The following is a 13,168-nucleotide window of genomic DNA, read 5'->3' as shown; positions in this document are numbered from 1 at the left end:
CTACTCTCTCTTTCTATCAAATAACTATTTTGCTTAATTTGTTAAAATACAACCGCTTGTCCATTTCACTTTGCTCTGTCAGTACATTTACTATTAGTAATACAATTTTTAGAGGTGATAAATAATGGACGAGTTTTTATCTTTTGTTGCACTTAATCCGGGTTCTATTGGACCTACACTTCCACCTGTTCAACCCTTTCAATTCCCTACTGGTCCCACAGGTTCTACAGGAGCTACTGGTTCAACTGGACCAACTGGATTTAATCTTCCCGCTGGGCCTGCATCTATTACCTTGACTTCTAACGAAACCACAGCATGTGTATCCACTCAAGGAAATAATACTTTATTTTTTTCGGGGCAAGTATTAGTAAACGGTAGTCCTACTCCAGGAGTAGTGGTCAGTTTTTCATTTAGTAACCCTTCTCTTGCTTTCATGGTTCCTCTTGCTGTCATTACCAATGCTTCAGGTAACTTTACCGCTGTATTTCTAGCCGCTAATGGGCCTGGAACAGTAACCGTTACTGCTTCACTTCTTGATTCTCCTGGAACAATGGCTAGCGTCACTATTACCATTGTGAATTGTCCGTAATGGTTTTGTTTTTAAGGACTAAGCAGTTTCTGATAAGATGAGCACTGATTTACAGTGCTCTTTTTTATCATTGGGATGTTCCTTTTAAATGAAATTTCGTAACACCCTACTAAAATAATGCTTTTATTAATCACTAATGATCTTTATATTTCTTCAGCTTGTCATCACAGGTAATTTTTATAAGTAGTTAACTTCTCAATGTAGTTTGTGTATATAATTCCATTCAAAGATACATAATACCCACGTAACTATTTAAAAACACTTCGTTTTTATATCAAAGTTCAAAAAGGAGCTACATAACATGGATAAAAAAGATTTATTAAGTCAACAACTTGATCATGTATCATCTGATGCGCTGAATACTCCTAGTAAAGCCCAAGAGCAAATGCAAGAAACATCTCAGAAGGCACATAATTCAAACAAAAAGGGCAATACTCAATCTTTACATGTTGAAGATTTACCAAATTAAGACGTATATAGAATAACGAACAAATACTAAATTTTAAGGGGAAAAATTCTTAAGAACGAGTGAACTTAATTTTTTCCCTTTTCCTATTTACATAACACTTTAATAGGAAATACGTACACATTTTTGACACATTCCCTATTACAATCTCCTGAAAATTCGTGATAATATTAATTTGTCGAATACGCCAAATTTCGACATCGCACGACAATACTATCTCCCTTAGTGAATCCCTGTCCCCCAGGGATTTCTCCTTTTATTCATTACTTTTCGCTTCACTAAATTTTCATCCTTAACACAATTCAATCACTCCAATGAATAGACACGCCACAATCCTATTTTGATAAAAACTATAAAACAAACATACGTCGTAATAATACAAGTAGAATTTTACTACTTCAAATTTACTTCTTCTCTTTTTATAAACATGAAAAATGAGCTCCATTTACATAGAGCTCATTCCTACATTTATAATTTACTAGACTGTAGACCCTGAATATGTGGAACTACTTCTGGATTTACAAGTGATGATAAATCTCCTAATTCTTTTCCTAAGTAAGCCGCTTTGATGACGCGTCGCATTACTTTAGAATTACGTGTTTTTGGCAAATCCGCTACAACGTGGATATCCTTTGGACATAATGCTTTTCCGATATGAGAATTTACTAAACTCATTAATTCTTTCTTTAATTCTGCTGTAAATATTACACCATCTCGTAATACTACAAAGCAATGACAAACCTCACCTTTTACATCGTCAGGTACACCAATGGAAGCTGCTTCTATTACATTAATATGTTTCACAAGAATAGACTCATATTCAGCAGGCCCAATACGTTTACCAGCAATATTTAGCGTATCATCTGAACGCCCTGTAATGATATATTGTTCACCATCATAAATAACCCAGTCACCATGAACCCATTTATTTTCAAATCGTGACCAATATGTGTTCACATAACGCTCATCGTCTTCCCAGAAACTTTTCGTCATTCCAACCCAAGGTTTCTCTAAACATAATTCTCCAACTTCATCACGGATTGGTTTACCTTGATCATCAAGTACAACCGCAGCCATACCTGGTAACGATGCGTTAAAACTAATTGGTGCGATTGGCTTAATCAGAACATTACCGAAAATCCCACCAGAAATTTCAGTTCCGCCTGAATAGTTACAGATTGGCACTTTTCCTTTTCCAACTGTTTCAAACAGCCACATCCATGGATCAGGATTCCAAGGCTCTCCTGTTGATGCGAATACTTCTAAACTCTTTAAAGAATGTTTATTCACATACTCATCACCTTTTGCCATTAATGCACGGATTAACGTTGGCGAAATACCGAGATGAGTAATTTCATATTTATCAACCGTCTCCCATAAGCGATCTGCTTCTGGAAAGTCTGGAACACCTTCGTACATAACCATCGTTGCACCATTTATGAGTGAACCGAATAATAAAAATGGCCCCATCATCCAGCCCATATCAGTTACCCATAATACACGATCACCTTGTTTAATATTCATTCCAAATCCTGCATCAAAAGCTGCTTTCAAAGGAAATCCTGCATGCGTGTGTACCGTTCCTTTCGGCTTACCAGTCGTTCCTGATGTATATATGAGCATTAAAGGATCATCACTATGCATTTCTTCGGCATGTATGAATGGTTTTTCTTTTTCTAGCGTACTCCATGAAAAGTCATAATGATGCGGTGTAAAATTATTTCCTGCATGACGAACAATTACCACCTTTTCAACAGTCGGGCAATGTTCACAAGCTTTATCTACTTCATCCTTTAAAGAAACAATTTTCCCGCGGCGTGAAAATCCATCTGCGGTAATAATCATTTTTGAACCAGCTGCTTGTACGCGTGTCATAACTGCATCCGAAGCAAATCCCGAAAATATTGGTGAAATAATTGCTCCGATTTTCATTACAGCTAGCATCGCAACAACTGTTTCCGGAATCATCGGCATATAAATTGTTACACGATCGCCCTTCTCAATACCCGCTTGTTTCAAACCATTGGCCACACGGCTTACCCAATTGTCAAGCTCTTCATATGTAAATGATTTTGAAGTTCCATTTTCCCCTTCGTACTGAAGTGCTGGCTGTTTTCTTGTCACTTCATCCGCAATCCAGCGGGATAAAGCTGATTCTACAACGTTACATGTTCCATCATTATACCACTGTGCAAATGGCGTACCATTTTCTAAATCTAACACTTCTGTATAAGGTTTCATCCATTGATAGCCAACTGCTTTTTCTGCCTCTCCCCAAAACCAAGCTGTTTCCTCAATAGATTTATTATAAAAAGTTTCATAGTCTTCATATCCCAATGATTTCATCCAACCATATAAACGTGTTTTTTCCTTATACTCTTCTGTTGGAAACCAAACTGCTTGTTTCAATGTTTTCCCCTCCTTGACTTTTTGAGCAAGAAAGCCCTAAATAGGGCTTTTAAACTGGATATACAGGATGTTTACGATCCGTGAATACTTGATATTTACTCATATACATTTCGAAACGCCCTTTTAACTCTTCACGTAAATTGTTTGGATGAACAATACCATCAATCACCATCTCTGATGCTAAATGATAAATATCAATATCTTTCTTATACTCTTCACGTTTTTCAGCTATGAAGCTTGCACGCTCTTCTTCTGGTAAAGCCGCAATTTTATTTGCATATACAGCATTGACCGCTGCTTCTGGACCCATTACAGCAATAGAAGCTGTCGGTAATGCTAAGCAGCAATCTGGTTCAAATGCCGGACCTGCCATTGCATATAAACCAGCTCCATATGCTTTTCGAACAATGATAGAAATTTTCGGTACAGTTGCTTCACTCATTGCAGAAATCATTTTTGCACCGTGACGAATAATACCAGCGCGCTCTACTTTTGTACCAATCATAAATCCTGGTACATCTGCAAGGAATAATAATGGAATATGGTATGCATCGCATAAATTAATAAACTTCGCTGCTTTATCAGCTGAATCGTGGAATAAAACGCCACCTTTCATACGCGGCTGATTTGCAATAATACCTATTGGCTTACCATCAATGCGTGCTAAACCTGTAATGAGTTCTTGAGCAAATAATTTTTTCACTTCAAAGAATGAGCCGTCATCTATAATTCTGTTAATCAGATCTTTCATATTGAAAGGAGCATTTTGATTTTCTGGAATGATTTGTTCTAACGTTTTATCGAACTGTTTCGGTTCTTGAGGTGTCATCAATGGAGTCTTTTCTAAGTAGTTGCTTGGAAAATATGAAATGTATTGTCTAGCCTGTGTAATTGCATCTTCTTCTGTCTTACATAAAACGTCTCCGCATCCTGATACTGAGCAATGCATACGAGCCCCGCCCATTTCTTCTAAAGTTACCTTCTCACCGATAACCATTTCAGCCATACGTGGAGATCCTAAATACATAGATGCATTACCTTCCACCATCATAACAACGTCACAAAAAGCTGGAATATATGCACCACCAGCAGCAGAAGGACCAAATAATAAACAAATTTGTGGAACTTTACCTGATAATTTCACTTGGTTATAAAAGATTCTTCCCGCACCGCGGCGCCCTGGGAACATTTCTACTTGATCTGTAATACGCGCTCCAGCAGAGTCAACTAAATAAAATAATGGAACACGTAACTTTTCAGCCGTTTCTTGAATACGTAAAATCTTTTCAACTGTACGAGCTCCCCATGATCCGGCTTTCACAGTTGAATCATTTGCCATTACGCACGCAGTACGCCCATGTATTTTACCAGTTGCAGTTACAACACCATCAGCCGGTAACCCTGTTTGCTCACAATTTGCAAATAATGCATCTTCTACATATTCGCCATTATCAAATAGAAGAGCTAAACGATCTCGAACAAATAGTTTTCCTTTTGCTTTGTTTTGTTCATGATATTTCGGTGCTCCACCTTGTTTAATCGTTTCAACTCGTTCTTCAAAATTATTTGATTGTTGTTTTTGTTCTAACACATTTACTCCCCCTTATACATCGGTTTGCGTTTTTCCTTAAATGCCTGTAATCCTTCTAATCTATCTTCCGTATGGATTACACCCTCGTACGCCTGTTTTTCCATTTGTAATCCGGTATGTAAATCTACTTGAACACCATTAGAAATTGCTTCTTTTGCTAATCGAACTGCAATAGGACCATTACTAGCAATTTGATTTGCAATTTCAATCGCTTTCTCTTCTAGTAAATCAGCTGGTACGACGAATTCTACTAAACCATATTCTTTCGCTTCTTGCGCCGAAATACGTCTTCCTGTATAAATTAATTCTTTCGCTCTACCAACACCAATTAATCTCGGTAAACGCTGCGTACCACCTGCTCCAGGTATAATTGCAAGGGTAGTTTCAGTCAGACCAAGGCTTGCATTTTCAGAAGCGATTCTAAAGTCACAGGCTAAACTCAATTCCGTACCACCACCAAGAGCAATTCCATTAATAGCTGCAATAACTGGTTGTGGTAATTGTTCCACCATTTCCATAGTAGTACGAATCATACCAACCGCATGGCGAACTTGCTCTTCATTCATACCAGCTCGTTCTTTTAAATCTGCGCCAGCACAAAACGCTTTTTCACCAGCCCCTGTTAAAATAACTACACGTGTATTTGACTCTTCACTTATTTCCGTTAATATTGTTTGCAATTCTTCTAATAACGCTAAAGATAAAGAATTTGCTTGTCTTTCACGATATAACGAAATCTTTACAACATGCGGTGTTACATAGTCAACTGAAATATTTTGTAATTGTAGCATCTTCTCACCTACTTATCGTTTTATGTTGAAGCGCTCTATACACATGACTCGGTAATTGGATATTTAACTTACTTTGAATAAATTGACTAGCTCTCCATAACTTTTCTTCGTCTATATTTGTTTGGACACCTAACTTATGGAGCATATGCACTAAATCATCAGTTGCAACATTTCCTGATGCTCCCGGTGCATATGGACATCCCCCGAGTCCACCACAAGAACTATCAAACGTTGTAATACCGTGTTCTAAAGACTTCACTACATTTGCAAGTGCCATCCCATACGTATTATGAAAATGCATTGCAAACTGCGAAGCATCATATTTCTTTAATAGATGTTCTAATACTTGTTCTACTTGTAATGGATTCGCTACACCAATCGTGTCACCGAGAGAAACTTCATAAATGCCGTATGAAAATAGTTGATTACATATTTCATCAACTGCTGCGGCACTTATATCTCCCTCATACGGACATCCAAATACAGTAGAAACATAACCTCTAACCTTTTTCCCTTCGAATATTGCCTGTTTTGTTATATCTTCAATAACAGTTAATGCTTCTTTAATTGATTTATTAATATTACTTTTATTATGAGATTCACTCGCTGATAAAAAAACATTCACCTCATCTACATTTTGCAAAAAAGCTCGTTCCAAACCATTTTGATTTGGAACAAGCGCAGCATATGTAACATTGGGATCCCTTTTTAGCTCAGAAAAGACATCATTTGCATCCGCTAAGGCAGGAACCCATTTTGGGTGAACGAATGAGGAAACTTCAACGTACGACAATCCGGCTTCTGTAAGTAGTTGAATCCATTTTACTTTATCTTTTGTGCCAACAATCTTTTTTTCATTCTGTAAGCCATCACGTGGCCCTACTTCTTTAATGACAGCAAAATTAGGTAGTTTCAATTCGCTTCCCCCTATATCTCCCTATTCAATTTCTAGTAATACATCTCCTTCATTTACAAAATCGCCTTCTTGCACATTAATTTTCATAACTGTGCCAGCTTCTTCTGAAATGATTGGAATTTCCATTTTCATAGATTCCAAAATGACGACATCCTGCTCTTCCTCTACTGTATCTCCTACTCCTACAACTATCTTCCAAACATTTCCTGCCATCGATGCATATACTTTCGTCATCATTTTTTCCCCCTTAATATTCATAAATCTTATTTTTTAACAAGCTGTTTCGTTACGAAACCCGTTGTATAAATACCACTTTTGAACACATCGTCTCCGAGCACTTGCAGTAGCATCGGTGTATTTGTTTTAATACCTTCAATTTTCAACTCCTCTAGAGCATTTTCTAATTTTGAAATTGCCTCTTCACGAGTTTCACCATGAGCAATGACTTTTGCAATCATTGGATCATAAAACGGTGTAATTGTTACATGATTCTCTAAAAAGTGATCCATACGTATATTTGATGGTAATGTTAAATCTGTAATTTTCCCAGGTGACGGGAAGAATGTTTTCGGGTCTTCTGCATAAATACGTGCTTCAATGGCATGACCACTACGTTTTACATCATCCTGAGTAAATGATAGTTTCTCTCCACTTGCGATAAGAAGTTGTTGTTCTACAAGATCTAACCCCGTAATTTCTTCTGTAACGGGATGCTCTACTTGTAATCTCGTATTCATTTCTAAGAAATAGAAATTTTTCTGATCATCTACAAGAAACTCAACTGTACCTGCATTTGTATACCCAAGAGCTTTAGCAGCTTGTACAGCCACTTCTCCCATTGCTTTTCGTGTACCTTCATCTAAAAAAGGTGAAGGTGCTTCTTCGATTACTTTTTGATTTCGGCGCTGTACGGAACATTCACGTTCCCATAAGTACACTGTGTTACCATGTGTATCTGCTAAAAGCTGAATTTCAATATGATGCGCGTCTGCAATATAACGCTCTAAATACATTTCTCCATTACCGAAGAAATTTTGTGCCCTTGTTTTGTTACTTTCAAATGCTTTGGTGAGCGTTTGCTCAGTTTCCATCAACTGCATTCCAATGCCTCCGCCGCCCGCGGATGCCTTAAGCATTAATGGATAACCAATTTGTTTTGCAATTTCAATTGCCTCTTCAGCAGTTTCAATATTTGTAGTAATACCTGGAACTACTGGTACATCTGCTGCTTGCATTGCTATACGTGACTCAATTTTACTTCCCATCTTCGTAATGATTTCTTCTGAAGGACCAATAAATACGATTCCTTCTTCTTTACAGCGAATCGGAAAAGATGGATTCTCTGATAATAATCCGTACCCCGGATGGATTGCTTCAACATTTGTCTTCTTAGCTATTTCAATAATTTTTTCAAGGTTTAAATAGCTTTCTTGAACTCGTGGACCACCTACTAGATAAGCTTCATTTGCCATTTTTACATGAAGGGCATTTTCATCAGCCTCAGAATAAATAGCGACGGTACGAATTCCAAGTTTTTGACAAGTTTTCATAATGCGAACTGCGATTTCCCCGCGATTGGCAATTAATATTTTTTGAAACATAGTGATTCCTCCTTTTTATCTACATCCTAAATGTCTAGCAATTACGAGACGTTGAATTTCAGAAGTTCCTTCACCAATTTCTAACAGTTTTGCATCACGAATATGTCTTTCAACTTCATATTCACGCATATAGCCATAACCGCCATGAATTTGTACTGCATGATTCGCAATACGACTAGCTGCTTCAGATGCAAATAGTTTTGCCATAGCCGCTTCTTTACCGAAAGGTTTATCGTTATCTTTTAACCAAGCTGCTTTATGTACTAAATTACGTGCTAACTCTACTTCAGTCGCCATATCCGCTAATTTAAATTGAATCGCTTGGAAATTAGAAATTGTTTTTCCAAATTGTTGACGTTCTTTCGCATATTGCAATGCACGTTCAAATGCAGATTGTGCAATACCTACTGCTAATGCTGCAATTGAAATACGTCCTCCATCAAGTGTATATAAGAATTGTTTAAATCCTTTATTAACATCACCAAGAATATTTTCTTTCGGTACACGCACACCATCAAGTACGATTTCACAAGTATTAGAAGCGCGAACACCCATCTTATCGTAAGGACTTGAGATCGTTAATCCTTCACTTGTAGTCGGTACGATAAATGCAGAAATACGTTTTCTACCATTCTCTTCAACACCGTTGATAGCGGTTACAATAATTGTATTTGCATACTCTGCGTTTGTAATCCAGCACTTTTCACCACTGATTACATACTCATCACCATCTAATACCGCTTTCGTTTGTGTGCCTCCTGCATCTGATCCAGCGTTTGGCTCCGTTAATCCGAAAGCGCCTAACGTTTTACCTGATGCCATTGGAACTAAATATTTTTGTTTTTGTTCTTCTGTACCGAAATAATAAATTGGAGAAGCACCTAATGAAATTGTTGCAGCGTAGCTTAATCCTGTACCACCACAAGCACGACCAATTTCTTCAACTGCTAGCGCGTACGATACTGTATCGCCACCTGAACCTCCATACTCTTCTGGGAATGGGATGCCTAATAATCCTAGTTCGCCCATTTTTTGAAATGTTTCATATGGAAACTCTGCAGTTTTGTCATAATACACAGCTTTCGGTGCGATTTCCTTTTCAGCAAAGTCACGTACCATTTCTTTAATCATTTGTTTTTCGCGAGTTAGAGTAAATTCCATTCCGCTACACACCCCTTATCGAATATTGAGTTTCGACAGCGTGCGAGTTTCTACTACAAACATTACTTCTTAAAAGACAAGAATATTAGTTAGACAATTGCTACAATTCTGTCATAACTTAATTTTAAAACAGATTCTGTGCTAATGCACAAAAAAATTCCTACATTGTTCTACAACAACATAGGAAGTTTTATGTCGAATTATGTAATTTATTGTTTAATAATCTCTACCTTTTCCCGAATCAGAAATTTCTACTAACGCTTCAGGATATGGCTCAAAATATGTTTGTCCTAATAAATACTTTTCATCAAACCGAATGGCCCATGATTTTAAAATTGCAAGCAAACTACTAAGTGGTATTTTCTTTTCTGCATACTTTTGTATCAGTTCTAAAAAATAATCTTTTTCTTGTTTTTTTAATTTCGTTTTAAAATATCCGAAAATATGTTCACATACATTTACATTCGATGTATAGCGGGGCGCGCGCAAAAATAATTCATATAAAGTCTTCTCATAATTATCAAATACAATTTCAATCGTTTCATTTTTTTGATTTGCAATAATACGCCCTAATTCTTTTTGTTTTACCTGATTATATGCCATAAATAAATATTTATTGTCCGACTGAAACGATACAAGGTCTTTCATATTTTTATTATGTTTAATCATTTTGTAATATGCGATTGTAAATAACCTTGTAAAGAAATGTTCTCTAATAATAAAATTCGACAATCTACCTTCTTCTTCAATTGGAAGGTGCGAAAAATTTTTTAATACTGCTCCGCCAAATAAGCCTGGTCCCTTTCCTTTTGCTGGCGCTTTTTCAAAACCAGAATAAATTTTCACATCACGCGTACCACAACTTGGCGAGCGATTCTTTAAAATAAATCCATCCACATCGGATATCGTTTGTAAAAATCCATTTGAAAATTGCTCCATTTTTTCAGTAACGTCTTCTCTTGTCGACGGTTGCACAAGTGTATTCACACCATTTTCTTCTACGATTCGTATCGTTTCACGAGGAATTCCCAATCCAATCTCGACTTCTGGACAAACAGGTATAAATGTAACAAATGGCTGCAAATTTCGTATTGTTACATCCGGAATCATTTCTCCATTATAACGACAAGCATCAAATTCTAAACATTTACTTACGACGATTGTAGGTTTTGCAAATTGTCGCATTTCATTACCTCCGTGGCGTTAGTCCGTACAAAATAAATTGAATCGTATTTTCAATTTCCAATTCATCATCCCAATTCTCTTCAGGTAATAATAAAAACCGAGTTAATAGAAATCCTAAAACAGCTGATAATGTAAGCCGTAACACGGAAGGTGGTGGCATCTCAATAATTCCCCCTTCTTCTTGAAACTTTACAATTAACTTTTTAAAATGTGAAAGCAGTTCTGTTTCTACTAATTGTTGTATTTCACTTTTTAGCTCTGGCTGAAACGGCACTTCTTGAATTAATATTTTAATCATTGGAAAGTGCTTTTTGGCAAATTCAAATCGATTATGAATGACTACCCTTAAAAGCCCTTCATACGATTCATAATCAGTTTTAAATATCTCTTTCGCAAAAGCTTGTACGAAAAATGGTGCAGCAAACTTTGTTAAAGTTGGCATTACGACCGCTAACAATAAATCTTTTTTCGTCTTATAGTAGCGGAAAATCGTTCCTTCCGCTACACCAGCACGCTTTGCAATTTCACTTGTTGAAGTTGAAGCATATCCTTTTTCTCCAAACATATCAACAGCTGCTTCTAAAATACGCATTTGACGTTCATTTCGATTATCAGTATTAGTTGCAGCAATCAATTCCTCAAGCCAATCCTTCTTCATGTACAAAGCCCCTTTTTGTCATTATTATATTTTGCGATGTTTCTTTAAAGCAAATACATTCCCTACTGCAAATAATAGTGAAAAAAGTAGTAATACAGTAAGATCCAATGCAATTTCTGTAAATCCTTGATTTCGAATCATCACTTGCCTCATTGCATCAGCGCCGTATGTGAGTGGAAATAATTTCCCTAACATTTGTAGCCACTTATTCATAGATTCAATTGGAAACAAGCCAGAAAAGAAGATTTGTGGCACAATAACTAGCGGTATAAACTGGATCATTTGAAATTCATTATTTGCGTATGCTGATAAAAACGTCCCTAATGTTAGTGCCGTTAAAGAGAGCATACATGTAATAAGTAGCGTTAGCCATATAGAACCTGCTACATATAAATCTAAAACATAGACTGAAAAACTTACAATTATAACAGATTGTATGAATGCAAAAATTCCAAAACCAATTATATATCCAACAACTATTTCCCATCGTCTAACTGGTGTGGACAATAATCGCTCTAATGTACCACTTAAACGTTCTCTTACGAAAGAAACTCCTGACAAAATGAATACAAAGAAAAATGTAAAGAATCCAATTAACACGGGACCGAGCCCATCAAACATCGTAAAGTCTTTAGAGCCATGTAAATAATTCACTTCAGGTTTCATAATCGATACATCATTCTTCTCTGTGCTCTTTTGCAATACTTGGAGTACAGCACGGTTTTTCGACGAATCACTGCCTTCTAACAAAAGATTTATTTTTCCATTCTCTAAATGAATTACTGCATCGATCTTTTGTTTTTCCAACTCAGAAATCGCTTTCTTTTTGCTATATTCATAAATTGAGGCTTCTTGATTTTTCATCACTTTTACTATAGAAGCGGGCACATCAACTACAGCAATATGTGGTTTATAATCTTTTTGTGTAAATACTAAAGACAATAGCCAAAGTAATAACATTGGTGCCCCAAACATCATGGCTAACGAACGTTTATCTCGAAAAAATTGACGAATAATACGAATGATTACACCATTAACTCTCACGATTCAACCCCCTCTTCTAACAAAAAGACATCTTCAATTCGTCCAGATGATACACGTTTTTTCAATTCCTCTGGCGTTCCAACCGCAACTAAGTTCCCTTCTCTAATCAACCCTAGACGCTCACAAAACTCTGCTTCATCCATAATGTGCGTCGTTACAATAATAGTTGTGCCTTTCTTTTTAAGTTCATAAAATTTTCCCCAGATTGTTTTTCTAAGAAGCGGATCTATCCCCACTGTTGGCTCATCTAAAATTAATATTTCAGGTTCATGAAGAAGTGCTATTGCTAATGATAGACGCTTTTTCATCCCACCTGAAAAATGCTGTACTTGCTTTTTCATATGTTGTGATAATTGTACCAGGTCAAAAACCTCTTTGATTCTTTCCTTTTTATGCTTTCCCTTTAATCCATACATCGTTGCAATAAAATCTGCATTTTCATATGCTGATAGTTCTTCGTATAATGCATCAGCTTGAGCCATATAGCCAATTCTTTTCATCTCATTTAAATTTGGCATGTTAATGTTGTATACAAATACATCACCTTTAGATGCCTGATTAATACCTGCAATCAATTTAATAAGCGTCGTTTTCCCTGATCCTGAAGGCCCAACTAAACCAAATATCTCTGCTTTTTCAATTTGTAATGAAAGATCGTGTAAAACTTCTTTTTTCCCAAAACTTTTCGATACATTCTGTAAAACAATTGAAGGTTTTTGCATGTATTATCCCTCTTTTCTATAAAATGAGTGAGTAC

Annotated in this window: 13 protein-coding genes; 2 read left to right on the top strand and 11 right to left on the bottom strand. The window is 36.4% G+C overall.

The window, feature by feature from the left end; translation table 11 throughout:
• Positions 1 to 124: 124 nt before the first annotated feature.
• Both ACUN26_RS09390 and ACUN26_RS09385 read left to right on the top strand, forming a co-directional pair.
• On the top strand, positions 125 to 589 hold the full coding sequence (locus ACUN26_RS09390) for an exosporium leader peptide-containing protein (RefSeq protein WP_000343244.1): 465 nt from the start codon (positions 125 to 127) through the stop codon (positions 587 to 589).
• Positions 590 to 890: 301 nt separating this feature from the next.
• A complete protein-coding gene (locus tag ACUN26_RS09385) occupies positions 891 to 1,058 on the top strand; it encodes a hypothetical protein (protein ID WP_000358199.1) in 168 nt (55 codons plus the stop codon).
• Between the two features lie 465 nt (positions 1,059 to 1,523).
• Here the strand turns inward: ACUN26_RS09385 and ACUN26_RS09380 are convergent, their stop codons facing one another.
• The 11 genes from ACUN26_RS09380 to ACUN26_RS09330 form a co-directional block, all read right to left on the bottom strand.
• Positions 1,524 to 3,464: an AMP-binding protein gene (locus tag ACUN26_RS09380; RefSeq protein WP_000806475.1), complete on the bottom strand. Its 1,941-nt coding sequence runs from the start codon at positions 3,462 to 3,464 to the stop codon at positions 1,524 to 1,526.
• Positions 3,465 to 3,513: 49 nt separating this feature from the next.
• Positions 3,514 to 5,055, bottom strand: coding sequence for an acyl-CoA carboxylase subunit beta (locus tag ACUN26_RS09375; RefSeq protein ID WP_000893092.1), 1,542 nt, complete (start codon positions 5,053 to 5,055; stop codon positions 3,514 to 3,516).
• A gap of 2 nt (positions 5,056 to 5,057) precedes the next feature.
• A complete protein-coding gene (locus ACUN26_RS09370) occupies positions 5,058 to 5,846 on the bottom strand; it encodes an enoyl-CoA hydratase (protein ID WP_000939822.1) in 789 nt (262 codons plus the stop codon).
• Between the two features lie 4 nt (positions 5,847 to 5,850).
• Positions 5,851 to 6,762 carry a hydroxymethylglutaryl-CoA lyase gene (gene mvaB, locus ACUN26_RS09365; RefSeq protein WP_000775419.1) on the bottom strand — a complete coding sequence of 304 codons (912 nt, stop codon included), beginning with the start codon at positions 6,760 to 6,762 and terminating at the stop codon, positions 5,851 to 5,853.
• Between the two features lie 21 nt (positions 6,763 to 6,783).
• Positions 6,784 to 6,999: an acetyl-CoA carboxylase biotin carboxyl carrier protein subunit gene (locus tag ACUN26_RS09360; RefSeq protein ID WP_001987345.1), complete on the bottom strand. Its 216-nt coding sequence runs from the start codon at positions 6,997 to 6,999 to the stop codon at positions 6,784 to 6,786.
• Positions 7,000 to 7,025: 26 nt separating this feature from the next.
• Positions 7,026 to 8,363 (bottom strand): acetyl-CoA carboxylase biotin carboxylase subunit, encoded by a 1,338-nt coding sequence (locus ACUN26_RS09355; RefSeq protein ID WP_000486760.1) that lies wholly within the window; start codon positions 8,361 to 8,363, stop codon positions 7,026 to 7,028.
• Between the two features lie 15 nt (positions 8,364 to 8,378).
• Positions 8,379 to 9,524 carry an acyl-CoA dehydrogenase gene (locus tag ACUN26_RS09350; protein WP_000397277.1) on the bottom strand — a complete coding sequence of 382 codons (1,146 nt, stop codon included), beginning with the start codon at positions 9,522 to 9,524 and terminating at the stop codon, positions 8,379 to 8,381.
• Positions 9,525 to 9,740: 216 nt separating this feature from the next.
• The gene (locus tag ACUN26_RS09345) at positions 9,741 to 10,709 is read right to left on the bottom strand and encodes a YbgA family protein (RefSeq protein WP_001248628.1); all 969 of its coding nucleotides are present in this window, start codon (positions 10,707 to 10,709) and stop codon (positions 9,741 to 9,743) included.
• Positions 10,710 to 10,713: 4 nt separating this feature from the next.
• Entirely contained in the window at positions 10,714 to 11,367 is a 654-nt protein-coding gene (locus ACUN26_RS09340) for a TetR/AcrR family transcriptional regulator (protein ID WP_000711180.1), read from the bottom strand.
• A gap of 24 nt (positions 11,368 to 11,391) precedes the next feature.
• Positions 11,392 to 12,411, bottom strand: a complete 1,020-nt coding sequence (locus tag ACUN26_RS09335; protein ID WP_001265602.1) for an ABC transporter permease — start codon at positions 12,409 to 12,411, stop codon at positions 11,392 to 11,394.
• Entirely contained in the window at positions 12,408 to 13,133 is a 726-nt protein-coding gene (locus ACUN26_RS09330) for an ABC transporter ATP-binding protein (protein WP_001171599.1), read from the bottom strand. Before ACUN26_RS09330 ends, ACUN26_RS09335 begins: the two co-directional genes overlap by 4 nt.
• Positions 13,134 to 13,168 lie beyond the last annotated feature (35 nt).

It is taken from the genome of Bacillus sp. WC2503 (genome assembly GCF_052682895.1).
The sequence above is the reverse complement of the archived record's forward strand: the minus strand, read 5'-3'. Positions and strand labels throughout refer to the sequence as shown.